The sequence below is a fragment of the Pseudomonas sp. GM79 genome, from assembly GCF_000282495.1.
Taxonomy (GTDB): domain Bacteria; phylum Pseudomonadota; class Gammaproteobacteria; order Pseudomonadales; family Pseudomonadaceae; genus Aquipseudomonas.
In genome coordinates this window covers 45,678-61,737 of the sequence record NZ_AKJE01000002.1, presented here as the reverse complement: position 1 = coordinate 61,737, position 16,060 = coordinate 45,678, and the positions used below count along the sequence as shown (strand labels likewise).

At 60.7% G+C, this 16,060-nt stretch carries 16 protein-coding genes; 12 read left to right on the top strand and 4 right to left on the bottom strand.

Annotation, left to right across the window (positions count from 1 at the left end; translation table 11 throughout):
- Positions 1-54: 54 nt before the first annotated feature.
- The 3 genes from PMI36_RS28990 (at position 55) to PMI36_RS29000 (ending at position 3,555) form a co-directional block, all read left to right on the top strand.
- Positions 55-1,059 (top strand): ATP-binding protein, encoded by a 1,005-nt coding sequence (locus PMI36_RS28990; protein ID WP_008066921.1) that lies wholly within the window; start codon positions 55-57, stop codon positions 1,057-1,059.
- A gap of 119 nt (positions 1,060-1,178) precedes the next feature.
- A complete protein-coding gene (locus tag PMI36_RS28995) occupies positions 1,179-1,724 on the top strand; it encodes a vWA domain-containing protein (protein WP_032830036.1) in 546 nt (181 codons plus the stop codon).
- A gap of 184 nt (positions 1,725-1,908) precedes the next feature.
- The gene (locus PMI36_RS29000) at positions 1,909-3,555 is read left to right on the top strand and encodes a phospholipase D-like domain-containing protein (RefSeq protein WP_008066917.1); all 1,647 of its coding nucleotides are present in this window, start codon (positions 1,909-1,911) and stop codon (positions 3,553-3,555) included.
- A gap of 141 nt (positions 3,556-3,696) precedes the next feature.
- Here the strand turns inward: PMI36_RS29000 and PMI36_RS29005 are convergent, their stop codons facing one another.
- A complete protein-coding gene (locus PMI36_RS29005; protein ID WP_008066916.1) occupies positions 3,697-4,920 on the bottom strand; it encodes an NADH:flavin oxidoreductase/NADH oxidase family protein in 1,224 nt (407 codons plus the stop codon).
- Positions 4,921-4,997: 77 nt separating this feature from the next.
- On the opposite strand from PMI36_RS29005, the gene PMI36_RS29010 reads away from it, so the two are divergent.
- A complete protein-coding gene (locus PMI36_RS29010; RefSeq protein ID WP_008066914.1) occupies positions 4,998-5,402 on the top strand; it encodes a MerR family transcriptional regulator in 405 nt (134 codons plus the stop codon).
- 133 nt (positions 5,403-5,535) lie between these two features.
- Here PMI36_RS29010 and PMI36_RS29015 read toward each other — a convergent pair whose 3' ends face one another.
- Complete coding sequence (locus tag PMI36_RS29015) at positions 5,536-5,985, bottom strand: thioredoxin family protein (protein WP_008066912.1); 450 nt, start codon at positions 5,983-5,985, stop codon at positions 5,536-5,538.
- A gap of 341 nt (positions 5,986-6,326) precedes the next feature.
- Between PMI36_RS29015 and PMI36_RS29020 the strand changes: the two genes are divergently transcribed.
- The 8 genes from PMI36_RS29020 (at position 6,327) to PMI36_RS29055 (ending at position 13,034) form a co-directional block, all read left to right on the top strand.
- On the top strand, positions 6,327-7,175 hold the full coding sequence (locus PMI36_RS29020) for a transporter substrate-binding domain-containing protein (protein WP_008066911.1): 849 nt from the start codon (positions 6,327-6,329) through the stop codon (positions 7,173-7,175).
- A gap of 52 nt (positions 7,176-7,227) precedes the next feature.
- A complete protein-coding gene (locus PMI36_RS29025) occupies positions 7,228-7,890 on the top strand; it encodes an amino acid ABC transporter permease (RefSeq protein ID WP_008066909.1) in 663 nt (220 codons plus the stop codon).
- Positions 7,891-7,899: 9 nt separating this feature from the next.
- Positions 7,900-8,562, top strand: coding sequence for an amino acid ABC transporter permease (locus PMI36_RS29030; protein WP_007898262.1), 663 nt, complete (start codon positions 7,900-7,902; stop codon positions 8,560-8,562).
- The gene (locus tag PMI36_RS29035) at positions 8,559-9,350 is read left to right on the top strand and encodes an amino acid ABC transporter ATP-binding protein (RefSeq protein ID WP_008066908.1); all 792 of its coding nucleotides are present in this window, start codon (positions 8,559-8,561) and stop codon (positions 9,348-9,350) included. The genes PMI36_RS29030 and PMI36_RS29035 overlap by 4 nt, the downstream gene beginning before the upstream one ends.
- Before the next feature lie 24 nt (positions 9,351-9,374).
- Positions 9,375-9,764, top strand: a complete 390-nt coding sequence (locus PMI36_RS29040; protein WP_007898265.1) for a RidA family protein — start codon at positions 9,375-9,377, stop codon at positions 9,762-9,764.
- A 174-nt stretch (positions 9,765-9,938) separates the two neighbouring features.
- On the top strand, positions 9,939-10,703 hold the full coding sequence (locus tag PMI36_RS29045) for an IclR family transcriptional regulator (protein WP_032830034.1): 765 nt from the start codon (positions 9,939-9,941) through the stop codon (positions 10,701-10,703).
- A gap of 39 nt (positions 10,704-10,742) precedes the next feature.
- Positions 10,743-11,960, top strand: a complete 1,218-nt coding sequence (locus PMI36_RS29050) for an amino acid deaminase (protein ID WP_008066903.1) — start codon at positions 10,743-10,745, stop codon at positions 11,958-11,960.
- Between the two features lie 141 nt (positions 11,961-12,101).
- On the top strand, positions 12,102-13,034 hold the full coding sequence (locus tag PMI36_RS29055; RefSeq protein ID WP_008066901.1) for a sugar kinase: 933 nt from the start codon (positions 12,102-12,104) through the stop codon (positions 13,032-13,034).
- Positions 13,035-13,177: 143 nt separating this feature from the next.
- Here the strand turns inward: PMI36_RS29055 and PMI36_RS29060 are convergent, their stop codons facing one another.
- A complete protein-coding gene (locus PMI36_RS29060) occupies positions 13,178-13,453 on the bottom strand; it encodes a peptidylprolyl isomerase (protein ID WP_008066899.1) in 276 nt (91 codons plus the stop codon).
- 66 nt (positions 13,454-13,519) lie between these two features.
- A complete protein-coding gene (locus tag PMI36_RS29065; protein WP_008066897.1) occupies positions 13,520-16,057 on the bottom strand; it encodes a PAS domain-containing hybrid sensor histidine kinase/response regulator in 2,538 nt (845 codons plus the stop codon).
- Positions 16,058-16,060: the final 3 nt, after the last annotated feature.

Genomic DNA, 16,060 nt, shown 5'->3' with positions numbered 1-16,060 from the left:
AAAGGTGCCTGTAGCATTTGTTGATGGATCACCGACCATGACCGAGATTTAATAATGACAGACACCCCCCATTTCCCGCTCTCCGCCGTGGTCGGCGCCGATGACTTGAAGCTCGCGCTGTACCTGACCGCCATCGATCCGAAAATCGGTGGCGTACTGATCGAAGGCCCGCGCGGCATGGCCAAATCCACCCTGGCCCGGGGTTTGGCGGACCTGTTGGCCAGCGGTCAATTCGTCACCTTGCCCCTGGGCGCCACCGAAGAACGGTTGGTCGGCACCCTCGATCTGGACGCGGCCCTGAGCGAGGGGCGCGCACAGTTTTCCCCCGGCGTACTGGCCAAGGCCGACGGCGGCGTGTTGTATGTCGATGAAGTCAATCTGCTGCCCGATCACCTCGTGGACCTGCTGCTCGACGTGGCCGCCAGCGGCACCAACCTGATCGAGCGCGACGGGATTTCCCATCGGCATTCGGCGAAGTTTGTGCTGATCGGCACCATGAACCCGGAAGAGGGCGAGCTGCGTCCGCAATTGCTCGACCGCTTTGGCTTGAACGTCGCCCTCAGTGGGCACACCGCACCCGCCGAGCGCGGTCAGATCATCCGTCGTCGACTGGATTTCGACAGCGACCCGCAAGGGTTCTGCGCCGAATGGGAAAGCCAGCAACACGCACTGCGCGAGCGTTGCCAAAAGGCGCGCTCGGCACTGGCGGGCATTCCCCTCGACGATGCCGCGCTGGCGCAGATCACCGAGCGTTGTTTCGCTGCCGGCGTCGATGGCCTGCGAGCCGATCTGGTCTGGCTACGTGCAGCCCGGGCTCATGCGGCCTGGCGTGGAGCGCCTGCCATTGGCGAAGAAGATATCGACGCGGTCGCCGAGTTTGCCTTGCGCCATCGTCGTCGCGAACACTTGCCACCGACGCCGCAACAATCACCCGCAGCACAGCCCTCCAATCAGAACGCCAACCCGAGCGAAGGTCAGGGCCAGTGGGGCGAAATGCCCGCCCAGGCGCTGCCGGTCGGCGCTCGACGTGAAGTGCCGAGCTGGCCAAAAAAGCCCTAGGCATTCGCCCTCGATCAGACGCGGGGGCGAATGCCAGACCCCGCGCAGGACGGCTGGATCACGGTAAACAGGGCAAGCGTCACGCAGCCCTGAGCGGATCGATCAATTGGCCCGGCACCTTGCTCAATGGTCGACCGCGTCAACGCGACGATGTGCTGTTTCATCTGCGCACCCGCAGCCCTCATGAATTATGGCTGGTGATTGTCGATGCCTCGGCCTCGACCCGGCGTCATCAAGCGTTGAGCGATGCCAAGGGCTTGTTGGCGCAACTGTTCGACGATGCCTATCGACAGCGTGCGCGCCTGGCGTTGCTGACCGCCAGTGGTCATGTGCCGAAGTGGCAAGTGCAAGGGCTGAAAGCCTCCGCTTGCTTGCGCGACTGGCTCGACGGGCTCGGGGCCGGCGGCGGTACGCCGATGCTGGCGGCGCTGGGCGAGGCGGGGCGCTGGCTAGCGGCACGGCAAAAACGTTTTCCGGCAGAGCAACAACGGCTGCTGTTGGTGACGGATGGGCGGGTGAAGGAATGGTCAACGTTGCCGGCGCTGGATTGCCCGGGGCTGCTGATCGACATCGAGCGCGGGCCGATTCATCTTGGCCGGGCCAAGGTGTTGGCGGCGCAGTTGCAGGTTGATTATCGACATATCGATGAGCTGATTTCAGGTTGAGTTTGGTGTTGATAGTGCTGGCCCCTTCGCGAGCAAGCCCGCTCCCACATTTAGTCTGTGGCGTTCACAAATCCCATGTGGGAGCGGGCTTGCTCGCGAAGGCATCACCTCGGAATCGGATAATTGCGGTTAATCCGCATCGCTGCCCTATGCTCTGTAAGCAGGCCAATCACAGGAGTGACCCATGCGCGTTCTAGCCCGCAACGATCAGGACGATTTCCGCGTCAAAGCCTACGCTGGCACCAACGGCGTGTTGCTGGCGATTGATCTGGCCGAACCCCGCCGCAAAGGTCTGCTGGGTTTCGCCATCGAAAAACAGCAAGGCAACAAACCCTGGCTGTTTCTGTTCAACAGCCTGACCTTCCCCGGCAAGGCTCATACGTTCCCCCAGTTTCACGCCACTCCCAGCGATACCGCGCCGTTGCAGAAATTTCGCTGGGCCGATTACGCGGTCAATCCGGGTGTGACGATCCATTATCGGGTTCACCTGGCCTACGGCACTGCCGATGCGCCGCAGCTGGGTGAGTTTCTGGAAGTGACGCTCACCACCGACAATGGCCTTCCAGCGGGCCAGAATGTCATCTTCAACCGGGCGGTGGCTGCGAGTCAGGCCTTCCAGCGCAAATTCGCCGACCTCGATGCGCAGCTCAGCGCCAACAAGAAACTGCCCATCGAAGAATGGCCCGACGCTCCACGGCAATGGCTGGAAAATGGTCTGCTCGCACGCTTGCTGGGGTTCATCGAACGGGCCGAGGATGGCCGGTGGGCGCTGGACATCGCGATCTATGAATACCAGTTGCAGGTGATCGTCGATGCGGTGAACGCCGCTTTCGAGCGCGGCGTAAAGGTTCGGGTCCTGTACCACGCCCAACCCGACGAAGACACCACGGCGATGAACGAAGCCAGCCTGGAAAAAATCCCGGCGGCGAACAAGCGCGGGCGGGTCACTCACAACATCTTCCACAACAAGTTCATGGTCCTGAGCCGGCTCGACGCAGCGGGGCAGCATCAGCCTGAAGCGGTGCTCTGTGGCAGCACCAACTTCACGCCCAACGGTGTTTATCGTCAGGCCAACGTCGTGCATGTGCTGGACGACGCCCGGATCGGCGCCAGTTATCTGCAAACCTTCGAGCAGGTCTGGGCCGACCCGACGGATGTCGGCGCCACCCGGGAATGGCTCACGGAAAACAATCCGATGCAGCCGGAGCAGGCGCTGTTCGCCGGCTTCTCACCGCGCTCGGGCCAGGGTGACTTGCGTGAGTTCGTCGACATCATCAACGCCGCCAAAAAAGACCTGCTGTTTGTCACCGCGTTTGCTTTGCCGGACGAAGTGCTCAACGCGTTGCTCGGCCTGCCCCACGACGATATTTTGCGTTACGGCCTGCAAAACACCGTCAGCAGCATCACCGGTTTCCACGCCGACCGCACCGCTCAATTTGCCGCCACCGCGCTGCTCAATACCGGCCTGGAAGGCTGGCTCAAGGAAAACATGAAAGGCCAGAAGGGCAGACTGCTGGTGCATACCAAAGCCATCGTCGTCGACTTCACCACCGACGCACCGACCATCATCAGCGGCAGCCACAACCTGAGTGAGGCGGCCAGTAACGGCAATGATGAGAACTTCCTGATCATCCGTGGCAACACCGACCTGGCCGATCGTTACGGGCTGGAACTGCTGCGCTTTTACGAGCATTACCGGTTCCGCTACTTCGCAAAAAAACTGCAACTCAAACAGGTCCGGCCATTGGCGCCGGATGACAGCTGGACCGATGATTATTACCGCGAGGGCGATCTGCGCATGTTGTCGCGGTTGCGCTTTGCCGGACGATAAACACACCGGCGGGCTAATGCTGGTCACAGAACCTGTGGGAGCGGGCTTGCTCGCGAAAGCGGTGTGTCAGACGACATTAGTGGTGACTGTGCCGCCGTCTTCGCGAGCAAGCCCGCTCCCACAGGGATTGTGTCTAACTGACTATTTACCCATCGCCTGGCGGTACTGACGGGTACGCCGAGCGATGTACAACTGATCGAGGATCAATGCCCATACCGCCGAGACTTGCGGTCTAGGCTTGCGCCCGCGGCTCAATCGATGGAGCTGAAACTTCACCACGGCCATATTCGCCAGCGCCGCCAGAGGTTTGCGTTTCCAGCGAATCGGTGGCAACTGCGGGTGACTGTTCTGGCCTTCACGCCAGCGTTTGACCAGGTTCGGTTCGATGGCCATTGCCGTGCCGATGCCGGCCATGGCGATGCCGCTGTCGAGCACTTGTTCGACGATCGCCAGTCGCCGTATACCGCCAGTCACCATCACCGGCATGCTCGCCACACTGGCCAGTTCGCCGGCCATTTCCAGAAAGTACGCTTCTCGCGCCAGAGTCCGACCGTCGCGCGCCTCGCCTTGCATGGCCGGGGCTTCGTAGCTACCGCCAGAGAGCTCCAGCAGATCGATTTGCTGGTCGTTGAGCCACTGGATCACTTGCCGGGCATCGTCGGCGTCGAAACCACCGCGCTGGAAGTCCGCGGAGTTGAGCTTCACCGCCACGCAAAACTGCGGCGATACGGACTTGCGAACCGCGCTGAGCACTTCCAGCAGCAGGCGCGCGCGATTTTCCAGAGAACCGCCCCAGCGGTCGGTGCGTCGATTGGTCAATGGCGAGAGAAACTGGCTGATCAGATACCCGTGCGCGGCATGAATCTGCACCCCGGTGAAACCGGCCTTTTCCGCCAGGGCGGCGCTGGTGGCGAAGCGTTGAATGACCTCTGCGATGTCGTTCTCGCTCATGGGTTTGGGTTCGGCAAACATCTTCGAAAACCCGCCCAGATCCAGCGCGACCGCCGAAGGTGCCCAGGCTTGCTGGCCGAGGTTGGCCATGGTCTGGCGCCCGGGATGATTGAGTTGCACCCAGAACTGCGCGCCACCGGCCCGGCCGATGGTTGCCCACTGACGAAAACGTTCGAGGTCTCGCTCGTCTTCCAGCACCACGCCACCGGGGCCGGTCATGGCGCGGCGGTCGATCATCACGTTGCCGCTCAGCAACAACCCGGCTTCGCCGTTGGCCCAGGCTTGATACAGCCGAAACAACTCGCCGGAAGGTGCCTGCCCGGTATCGGCGAGGTTCTCTTCCATCGCGGCTTTGGCGATACGATTGCCGATGGTCTGGCCGTTGGGCAAATTCAACGCTTGGAAGGGCGACATGCTTGACTCCTCATCAGTGAAGCGTAGAGGCTAAGCTTAAAGTTAACTTTAATGTCAAGCGTGCAAACGAGGCCGTGATGAAGATTGGTGAATTGGCGCAACAGAGCGGGTTGAACGCCTCGCGCATTCGTTTTTACGAGGCCCAGGGCCTGATCCGTCAGGTCGAGCGGCAGGCCAACGGCTATCGGCGTTACCCGCCGCAAGTGTTGCAAACGCTGAAAATCATCCAGTGCGCCCAGCAGGCCGGTTTCACTCTCGAAGAGCTGAAGTTGCTGCTACCGGATGCCACGACGGGTGAGGTCAATCACGACGAACTGGTGGCGAGCCTTGGGCGCAAGGTCGAACAGATCGAAGCGATGCAACTGCACCTGGCCCAGAGCAAGGCGCAGTTGCTGGAGGTGATCGAGAGCATCCAGGCGCGACCCGAGGGCATGGGGTGCGGTGCGAATGCCGAGCGGGTGCTGGCGTCGCTAAAGCAATAGTTCTGATGACTGCCTAGGATCAAGAGCAAAAGCTTCGCGAGCAAGCCCGCTCCCACAGTTGACCGGGTTGTCTGGATAGACACGGTCTAAATGTGGGAGCGGGCTTGCTCGCGAAGGCGATCGCCCAGACGATTCAAAAATGACTCATGAAACGTACATTCAACATCCCCTGTGCCCGAGGCGCGGTGCATAAAGTGCTGAGGGTTTTCTGCAACCACGGCAAGTCATGGTGAGGTTTGCGGGCAAGCTGTTTGGGCCTGAGCTTGCCGATGTGTTTTTTGAAATTTTCTTCCAGGGTTTCCCGAGTCCCGATGCCCTTGAGCTTCTTCAGCAGTTTCCCCTCCTTGTAGAACAGCACAGTGGGTGTGCCGGTGACTTCCGGATGCCTGGGGGACTCACTCGTACTCAGCACGTAGACCTGCGCGTGATCCTTATATTGCTCGGCAATCGTGCGGAAAACCGGCTCGGCCATCTCGCAGGCGTAACAGTTTTTATCGCCGAAATACAGGATCACCGGGCGCCAGGTTTTCAGGGCTTTGCGATAGGCCGGAGCCAGCGTTGATGGGTTAATCATCGAACTCATTGAAATCTCCTTTTCAAAGACAATCGAAGGCCTGTTGACGTTAAAGGAGGCGAGCAGGTGGGTCTACTGTCAGAAATTACAGGTAGGGCTCTGCTTCATTTTGAATCGCTATGGCTTCAGATGTGGTGCAAGTACTCGAGCGTTGTGTCCCACGGTAGCGTTCTCTTATTTGTGCGTTTCGTAACGCCTTCTCGCGCTCACGCGCATCCATCTGATTCAAAACACTTTCCAGACTCCCCGAGATTCTGCCCATAACCTGTGGCACACTTTCTGCTGTCTATTCCGTTGTTACATACCATGTTCCGGTATAGCGGAATAAACACAACTCTGGAGTGCTTGCCATGCATCGCCGACCTTCGTTGTTTAAAGCGTGTGTTTTTCTGTTCGCGGCTTCGGCCGCTGTCATGGGGGCCGCTCAAGCGGCAGACAGCAAGCTCGACAGCGTGCTGGCCCGTGGGAAATTGATCGTGGGCACGGGCAGTACCAATGCGCCGTGGCACTTCCAGGGCGCGGATGGCAAGTTGCAGGGTTTTGATATTGATATCGCGCGGATGGTGGCCAAAGGGTTGTTCAACGACCCGAGCAAGGTCGAGTTCGTGGTGCAGTCGTCCGATGCGCGGATTCCCAATCTGCTGACCGACAAGGTCGACATGAGTTGCCAGTTCATCACCGTGACCGCCAGCCGTGCACAGCAAGTGGCGTTCACCCTGCCGTATTACCGCGAAGGCGTCGGCCTGTTGTTGCCGGCCAACAGCAAGTACAAGGAAATCGACGACCTGAAGGCTGCCGGCGATGGCGTTATCGTGGCGGTGCTGCAGAATGTGTACGCCGAGGAACTGGTGCATCAGGCGTTGCCCAAGGCCAAGGTCGATCAATACGACAGCGTGGATTTGATGTATCAGGCGGTGAATTCCGGTCGCGCCGACGCAGCGGCCACCGATCAGTCGTCGGTGAAATACCTGATGGTGCAGAACCCCGGTCGCTATCGCAGCCCGGCTTATGCCTGGAGCCCGCAAACCTACTCCTGTGCAGTCAAGCGCGGCGATCAGGACTGGTTGAACTTCGTCAACACCGTCCTGCATGAAGGCATGACCGGTGTTGAGTTCCCGACGTATGCGGCGTCGTTCAAGCAGTGGTTCGGTGTCGACCTGCCGACCCCAACCATCGGTTTCCCCGTCGAATTCAAATGATCCCGTGAGAGCGGGGCGTTTCTAAATCGCCCCGTTCAAGGTACTGCTGACCATGAACTATCAGTTGAATTTTGCCGCCGTCTGGCGCGACTTCGACACCTTGCTGGCGGGGCTCGGTCTGGGCCTTGAGCTGGCACTGGTGTCGATCGCCATCGGCTGCGTGATCGGCCTGCTGATGGCGTTTGCATTGCTGTCAAAGCACCGCGCATTGCGGGTGCTGGCGTCGGTGTATGTGACGGTGATCCGTAATACGCCGATCCTGGTGTTGATCCTGTCGATCTACTTCGCGTTGCCGAGCTTAGGGGTTCGGCTGGACAAGATCCCCTCGTTCATCATCACCCTGTCGCTGTATGCCGGGGCGTACCTGACCGAAGTGTTCCGCGGCGGGTTGTTGAGCATTCCCAAGGGGCTACGTGAAGCCGGCCTGGCCATCGGGCTCGGTGAGTGGCAGGTCAAGGCGTACATCACCGTGCCGGTGATGCTGCGCAATGTGCTGCCGGCCCTGTCGAACAACTTCATTTCGCTGTTCAAGGACACCTCGCTGGCGGCGGCGATTGCCGTGCCGGAGCTGACCTATTACGCGCGCAAGATCAATGTCGAGAGCTACCGGGTGATTGAAACCTGGCTGGTGACCACAGCGCTCTATGTTGCGGCCTGTTACCTCATTGCCATGATGCTGCGTTACCTCGAGCAGCGTCTGGCGATTCGCCGATAGGAGGCCCCCATGTACGAATCCCCCAGTTGGTTGCATGAGTTATGGGTGGCGCGGGAAGTCCTTTGGCAAGGCTTTCTGACCAGTGTGCAGTGCTCGGCGCTGGCGATTTTACTGGGCACGCTGGTCGGCATCGTTGCCGGTCTGGTGCTCACCTACGGCACGTTCTGGATGCGCGCGCCGTTCCGGTTTTACGTCGACATCATTCGCGGCACGCCGGTGTTTGTATTGGTGTTGGCCTGCTTTTACATGGCGCCGGCATTGGGCTGGCAAATTAGCGCATTCGGCGCCGGTACCTTGGGGCTGACGCTGTTTTGCGGCTCCCACGTTGCCGAGATTGTGCGCGGTGCATTGCAAGCGCTGCCCAGTGGCCAGATGGAAGCGAGCAAGGCCATCGGCCTGACGTTCTACCAGGCGCTGGGCTACGTGTTGTTGCCCCAGGCGTTGCGGCAGATCTTGCCGACCTGGGTCAACTCGTCCACCGAGATCGTCAAGGCCTCGACGCTGTTGTCGGTGATTGGTGTCGCCGAATTGCTGCTCAGCACCCAACAGATCATCGCCCGGACGTTCATGACCCTGGAGTTTTACCTGTTCGCCGGTTTGCTGTTTTTCGTCATCAACTACGCCATCGAACTACTCGGCCGGCACATTGAAAAGCGGGTGGCTTTGCCATGACACAAGCTCAAGTTTCGACACAGGATCAAGCGCTGCTGAACATCCGCGGCCTGCACAAACAATACGGCCAGCTCGAAGTGCTCAAGGGCGTCGACCTGACGATGCAGCGCGGCAACGTGGTCACGCTGATCGGCTCTAGCGGCTCGGGCAAGACCACGCTGCTGCGCTGCGTGAACATGCTTGAAGAGTTCCAGGGCGGGCAGATTCTGCTCGATGGCGAATCCATCGGCTATCACGAGGTCAACGGCAAGCGCGTGCGTCACCCGGAAAAAGTCATCGCCCGCCATCGCGCCATGACCGGTATGGCGTTTCAGCAATTCAACCTGTTCCCGCACCTCACCGCGTTGCAGAACGTCACCCTCGGGTTGCTCAAGGTCAAAAAGCTGCACAAGGATGAAGCCGTGGCGCTGGCGGAAAAATGGCTGGAGCGGGTTGGGTTGCTGGAGCGTCGCGATCATTACCCCGGCCAGTTGTCTGGCGGTCAGCAACAGCGCGTGGCGATTGCCCGGGCGATTGCGATGAACCCGAGCCTGATGCTGTTCGATGAAGTCACCTCGGCCCTAGACCCGGAGCTGGTGGGTGAAGTGCTGAACGTGATCAAGGGCTTGGCCGAGGACGGCATGACCATGCTGCTGGTGACCCACGAAATGCGCTTTGCCTTCGAGGTGTCGGACAAGATCGTGTTCATGAATCAGGGGCGGATCGAAGAGCAGGGGCCGCCCAAGGAACTGTTCGAACGCCCACAGTCACCGCGTCTGGCGGAATTTCTCAAGAACACCCGTTTTTAACGTTTTCAATCAGGAGGAACACTCATGAGCATTACTCGTTACGGCACCGGTAGTACGGCCGGTGGCGGCCAGCCCCGTCCTTTCGCCCGCGCCGTCGAAGCCGATGGCTGGCTGCACGTGTCCGGCCAGGTGCCGGCGCTGGATGGCGAAATCATTGTGGGCGGGATTGTCGAGCAGACTCACCAGACCATGAAAAACCTGATCGCGATTCTGGAGGAGGCCGGTTACGGGCTCGAAGACGTGGTCCGTACCGGCGTATGGCTGGAAGACCCGCGGGATTTCTGGAGTTTCAACAAGGTGTTCTCCGAGTACTTCAAAAGCGAACACGCACCGGCGAGGGCCTGCGTACAGGCGAACATGATGGTCGATTGCAAGGTCGAGATTGATTGCATCGCGTACAAGAAAAAGGCCTGAACCGAGTCGCGCCTATCGCGGGCAAGCCCGCTCCCACAGGGTTCTATGTGCTGCCACAGATTGCAGACACACCTTCCATCTCTGTGGGAGCGTGGCTTGCCCGCGATAGGCGGCCTTACAGTCGCCACCGCACTCTGGGTAAACTCCCGGCACTCTGAATGGGAACCGAATGACATGACCGAAGACACCATCAAGCGCCGGGCTCGCGGTCTGGACCGGGCGTTCGACATTCTCGATTTCCTCAAGGAAATCGGCCAGCCCCTGCGCCCGAATGAAATCGCCAGCGGCATCGGCAGCCCGAAATCCACGGTCTATGAACTGGTTGCGTCCTTGTTGGAACGGCGCATTCTGGAACCTGTGGGCAAGGACGGTCACGTATACCTCGGTCGTCAGCTGTACTTCCTCGGGCAGGCGCATTTGCGCCATTTCGACCTGACCCGCGAGGCTGATCTTGCCTTGCAAGAGATCGTCAGCCAGACACGTGAAACCGCGCAGATGTGCCTGCTCAACGGGCGCAAATATACCGTGGCGTTGATGAAAGAAGGCGAGCGGCATTTCCGCATTTCCTCGGACATCGGCGAGAACGCGCCAATCCCCTGGACCGCTTCCGGGCGCTTGCTGCTGGCGCACCTGAGCGATCAGCAGATTGTCGACTTGATCGACCCGGACGACTTCATCCTGCCCGACGGCGAACGTTTGCCGCTGGAGCGGTTTCTCGAGGAAATTCGCCAGGCCGGTATCGACGGGTTCTTTTCCTTCGATAGCGTCGCTGACACGTTTACCCATTGCTTCGCCGCGCCGGTCAAAGACCCGAATGGCGTGGCCATCGCGACCCTGTGCATTGTCGCCCCACGGGCCGATGCAAAGAACAATTACAACGACTATCGTCGGGTGCTGATCGACAGTGCCAACAGTCTCGCCCGGCGTATCAACGAATAACAGCGGCTGCCTGCGGCCACGAGTGTGAGGAGATCGACCATGTATTCCGCCAAAAATACTGCCGCCGTGGAAAAGGGCTTTGCCCACACAGGCGCCAATCTTGTGCGCGACGTCAGCCTGCCGGCGCTGGTGCTGCACCGCGACGCGCTGGAACACAACATTCGCTGGATGCAGGACTTCGTCAGCAACAGCGGCGCGGAACTGGCCCCCCACGGTAAAACCAGCATGACCCCGGCGCTGTTTCGCCGCCAACTGGACGCCGGTGCCTGGGGCATTACTCTGGCCAGTGCCACGCAAACCCGCGCGGCTTACGCCCACGGCGTGCATCGGGTGCTGATGGCCAACCAATTGGTCGGCACGCCGAACATGGCGCTGATCGCCGATCTGTTGGCAGACCCGACCTTCGACTTCTATTGCATGGTCGATCATCCGGATAACGTCGCGGACCTCGGCGCGTATTTCGCCTCGCGCGGGGTGCGCTTGAACGTGATGATCGAGTACGGCGTGGTCGGCGGGCGTTGCGGTTGCCGCACCGAAACCGAAGTGCTGGCGCTGGCCAAGGCGATTGCGGCACAACCGGCATTGGCGCTGACCGGCATCGAGGGCTACGAAGGGGTGATTCACGGCGATCACGCGGTGAGCGGCATCCGTGCGTTCGCTGATTCTTTGGTGCGCCTGGCGGTGCAATTGCAGGACAGCGGCGCGTTCGCCATTGCCAAGCCGATCATCACGGCGTCGGGTTCGGCCTGGTACGACTTGATCGCTGAATCCTTCGAAGCGCAGAACGCCGGCGGGCGTTTCCTCAGCGTGCTGCGTCCTGGCAGCTACGTCGCTCACGACCATGGCATCTACAAAGAAGCGCAATGCTGCGTGCTCGACCGCCGCAGCGACCTGCACGAAGGCCTGCGCCCGGCGCTGGAAGTCTGGGCGCATGTGCAGTCGTTGCCGGAGCCGGGTTTTGCGGTGATCGCCCTGGGCAAACGCGACGTCGCCTACGACGCCGGTTTGCCGGTGCCGTTGCTGCGTTACAAGGCCGGCGTGGTGCCGGCAATCGGCGAGGATGTGGGTGCCTGCAAGGTGACGGCGGTGATGGACCAGCACGCGTTCATGACCGTGGCGCCGGGGGTTGAGTTGCGGGTGGGCGATATCATTTCGTTCGGTACTTCGCACCCGTGCCTGACGTTCGACAAATGGCGCATCGGGTGTCTGGTGGATGAGCAGTTGAATGTCATCGAAACCATGGAAACCTGTTTTTAAGGTTTGAGACCGCGTCGTGGCCTTCGCGAGCAAGCCCGCTCCCACAGTGGATCTTCAGTGCTCACAAGACCCCTGTGGGAGCGGGCTTGCTCGCGAAGACGTCCGCCCAGACACCACCGAAACACCAGAGACACCACATCAATGAACAGCATCAGCCCCCTCGGCCCCAACACCCCGCGCATCGCCCTGATCGGCGAATGCATGATCGAATTACAGCAGCGCGCCGATGGCACGCTGCAGCAAAGCTTCGGCGGCGATACCCTGAACACGGCGGTCTACCTGGCCCGTGAGCTGGGCGATGGCGGCACGGTGGATTACGTCACCGCCTTGGGCGATGACAGTTTCAGCGATGCGATGTGCCAGAGCTGGGCCAGTGAAAATATCGGGCTGGACATGGTCCAGCGTTTGCCCGGTCGCCTGCCTGGCCTGTATTGCATCCAGACCGATGCGGCCGGCGAGCGACGTTTTCTCTACTGGCGCAACGAAGCGGCAGTGCGCGATTGCTTCACCACCCCGGCGGCCGCGCCGATCCTGGCGGCGCTGCCGGATTATGACGTGTTGTATTTCAGCGGCATCACCCTGGCGGTGCTCGGTGTGCAAGGGCGGGAAAAACTTCTGGAAACCCTGATCGAAGCCCGGCAGCGGGATGCGCGAATTGTGTTCGACAACAACTACCGGCCACGCTTGTGGGCGTCGATCGAGGAAGCACGGGCGGCTTATCGCAGCATTCTGCCCTATGTCGACCTGGCGTTGCTGACGGTTGACGACGAGCAGGCGCTGTTCCATTTTTCCGATTGCGCGGCGGTGTTTGCCGCTTACGAGCAAATGGGCACGCCGGAAGTGGTGCTCAAGCGCGGGGCCGAGGCGTGTCTGATTCACTGCGATGGAGAGTCGTTCGAAGTGCCGGCACAGGTAGTCGAACGGGTGGTGGACACCACGGCGGCGGGGGATTCGTTCAGTGCGGCTTACTTGGCGTGTCGGCTCAAGGGTGGCAGCCCGGTCGAGGCTGCCGAGGCCGGGCATCGGTTGGCGAGTCGGGTGATTCAAGTGCCTGGGGCACTGATCCCGAGATAGGCGGAGGATGGCCGCTTGCTGCGCAATCGGTTCGCGAGCAAGCCCGCTCCCACACTAGATCTTCAGCGAACACAAAATGGGTGAGCACCACCGATCAAATGTGGGAGCGGGCTTGCTCGCGAAGGGGCCCTAAAGCCAACCGCTCAATCCCGGAAAAATACCTGCACCAGGTGATAACCGAACTTGCTCTTGATCGGCCCATGCACCACCCGCAGTGGTTTTTTGAAGATCACCGCATCGATCACGCCGACCATCTGCCCGGGCCGTACTTCGCCCAGGTCGCCGCCGCGTTTGCCGGACGGGCAGGTGGAGTATTTCTTGGCCAGCACATCGAAGGCTTCGCCCTTGGCGATGCGTTGTTTGAGCTGCTCGGCTTCTTCCGAGGTTTTCACCAGGATATGGCGGGCTTGGGCTTTCATTGGCAGTACCTTGCAACGGTGGTGGCTATGCTGGTGCCAGCGTGGGGCGCGCGATTATGCCTTAACTCAGTCCGCTTGGCCGATCATCGTGCGAATCTTGTTGGCCAACAGATCGATGGAAAAGGGCTTGGCCACCATGTCCATGCCTTCCTCCAGGAACCCCTGGCGTTCGGCGGCTTTCTCCGCATAACCGGTCATGAACAGCACCTTCAGATCCGGGCGATGCTGACGCGCGATTTCCGCCAGTTGCCGACCGTTCATGCCCGGCAGCCCGACATCGGTCACCAGCAGATCGACCCGCAGATCGGATTCCAGCAAGGGCAGGGCGGCCTTCGCGTCTTCGGCTTCATGGGCGTGATAACCCAGTTCATTGAGCAGATCGAGCACCAGCATACGCACCGCCGGATCGTCTTCCACCAACACCACCGTTTCACCGGCCACCGCTGCCGGTGTTTCGCCGGTGAGCGGTTCCAGAGTGTGCTCCGGCACCGCGACGTGCAGCCGTGGCAAATACAGGCGAACGCAGGTGCCCTGGCCCGGCAGGCTGTGAAGGCTGACGTGCCCGCCTGACTGCTGGGCGAAACCATAGATCATCGACAGTCCAAGGCCGGTGCCCTGACCGATGGGTTTAGTGGTGAAAAACGGGTCGAAGGCCTTGGCCAACACTGACGGCGTCATGCCGGCGCCGTTGTCGCTGACGGCAATCATCAGGTAATCCCCGGCCGTGACCGGTTCCAAGGGGGTGATGTCGCTACCGTCAAGATGAACGTTGGCGGTTTCGATCAGCAGCTCGCCACCTTCGGGCATCGCATCCCGGGCATTGATCACGAGGTTGAGCAGGGCGTTTTCCAATTGGCTGACGTCAGTACTGACCGGCCATACTTCATCGGCCAGTTGCATTTTGAGTTCGATATGGTCGCCCTTGGTGCGGCGGAACAAATCTTCCAGGGAGTGCACCAGCTGGTTGGCATTCAGCGGCTTGCGATCCAGCGACTGACGCCGGGAGAACGCCAGCAGGCGATGGGTCAGGGCAGCGGCGCGGTGAGCCGAGGACACCGCGGCTTCGGTGAAGCGCCCGATCTCGGCGGCACGCCCGTCGGCGATGTAGCGCTGCATCAAATCGAGGCTGCCGATGATCCCGGTGAGCATGTTGTTGAAGTCATGGGCGATGCCGCCGGTGAGCTGTCCCACCGCTTCCATTTTCTGCGCATGCCGCAAGGCGTCTTCGGCGCGCTCGCGTTCGAACATCTCGTTCTGCAGCCGCTGGTTGGCTTCGGCCAGTTGTTGAGTGCGGGCGCTGACGCGCTCTTCAAGGGTTTCGTTGAGATTGCGCAGGGCTTCTTCGGTCTGTTTGCGCTCGGTTTCGTCGATCACGAAGATGTAAAAACCATTGACCGCGCCGTCCGCGCCATGACGCGGCAGGTAGTTCATCAGGGCCTGGCGGGTGCTGCCATCGCGGTGCGCGGCGCTGATGCTGAAACTGCTGGCCTTGCCTTTCAGCGCTTCGGCAATGTATTCGGCGCGCAGGGCATAGGCTTCGTCGCCCAGCACTTCACGGACGGTGCGGCCGTAAAGCTCCTGGGGCGTCAGGCCGTACCATTCCAGGTAGGCGGCATTGTTGAGGCGAAAACGCTCCTCGCTGTCGACGTAACTGATCAGGATCGGCATGGCGTTGATGATCAGTTGCAGCTCGGTCTGGCTCTGGCGCAAGGCCTGTTCGATGTGTTTGCGTTCGGTCAGGTCGAGTGCGGCGCCAAGGAAACGAATCGGCCGACCGTGATGATCCTTGTAGCAGCGGCCTCGGGCAAACACCCAGCGCAATTGGCCGTCGGGCTGCAGCAAGCGATATTCCTCGGCGTACTCGCTGCCATGGGTGATGCAGTGCTTGATGCTGCGGGCAATCATCGCCCGGTCTTCCGGGTGTACGCCGTGGAGGTATTCGCTGATGGGCAACTGGCTGGCCATGGCCGGATCGACGCCATGCAATTGCGCGAAGTGGGCATCGGCGATGAAACGGTCTTCGCCGATGTCCCAGTCCCAGGTGCCGACGGCATCGGTGGCGGCCAGCGCCAGTTGCAGGCGCTGTTCGGTTTCGTGCTGGGCCTTGAGGCTGGCGGCGGAGCGTTGTTCGAGTTCCAGGGCGATGCGGCGGCGTTCGTTGGTTTCGATGGCCGTGACCAGAATCCCGGCGACCTCGGCGCTTTCATTGCGAATGGGACTGTAGGTCAAATCCAGCCAGAAGTCGGAATCTCGCCCGTCACGCTGCAAGGTGAAGCGCTGTTCGCTGTAGGTCCGCACCTGCCCCTGTAGGACGGCGCTGTAAATCGGGTCGGTGAAGTCTTTAAGTTCTGGCCAGATCAGGTGCGTCGGTTGTCCGAAAGCGTGAGGGTGTTTACTGCCGGCGAGGAAGGCGAAGCCGTCGTTGTAGATCTGGGTGAGCTGCGGGCCCCACAGCAACAGCATCGGCATCGGCGAGTGAATCACAATGTCCACGGCGGTGCGCAGGCTCTGCGGCCAGTGATCAGCAGCGCCCAGCGGGTTGTTTGTCCAGTCCAGTCGGGCAATCAAGGCCTGGGCGTCGCTGGCGGTCAGTGGTGCGTTCATCAC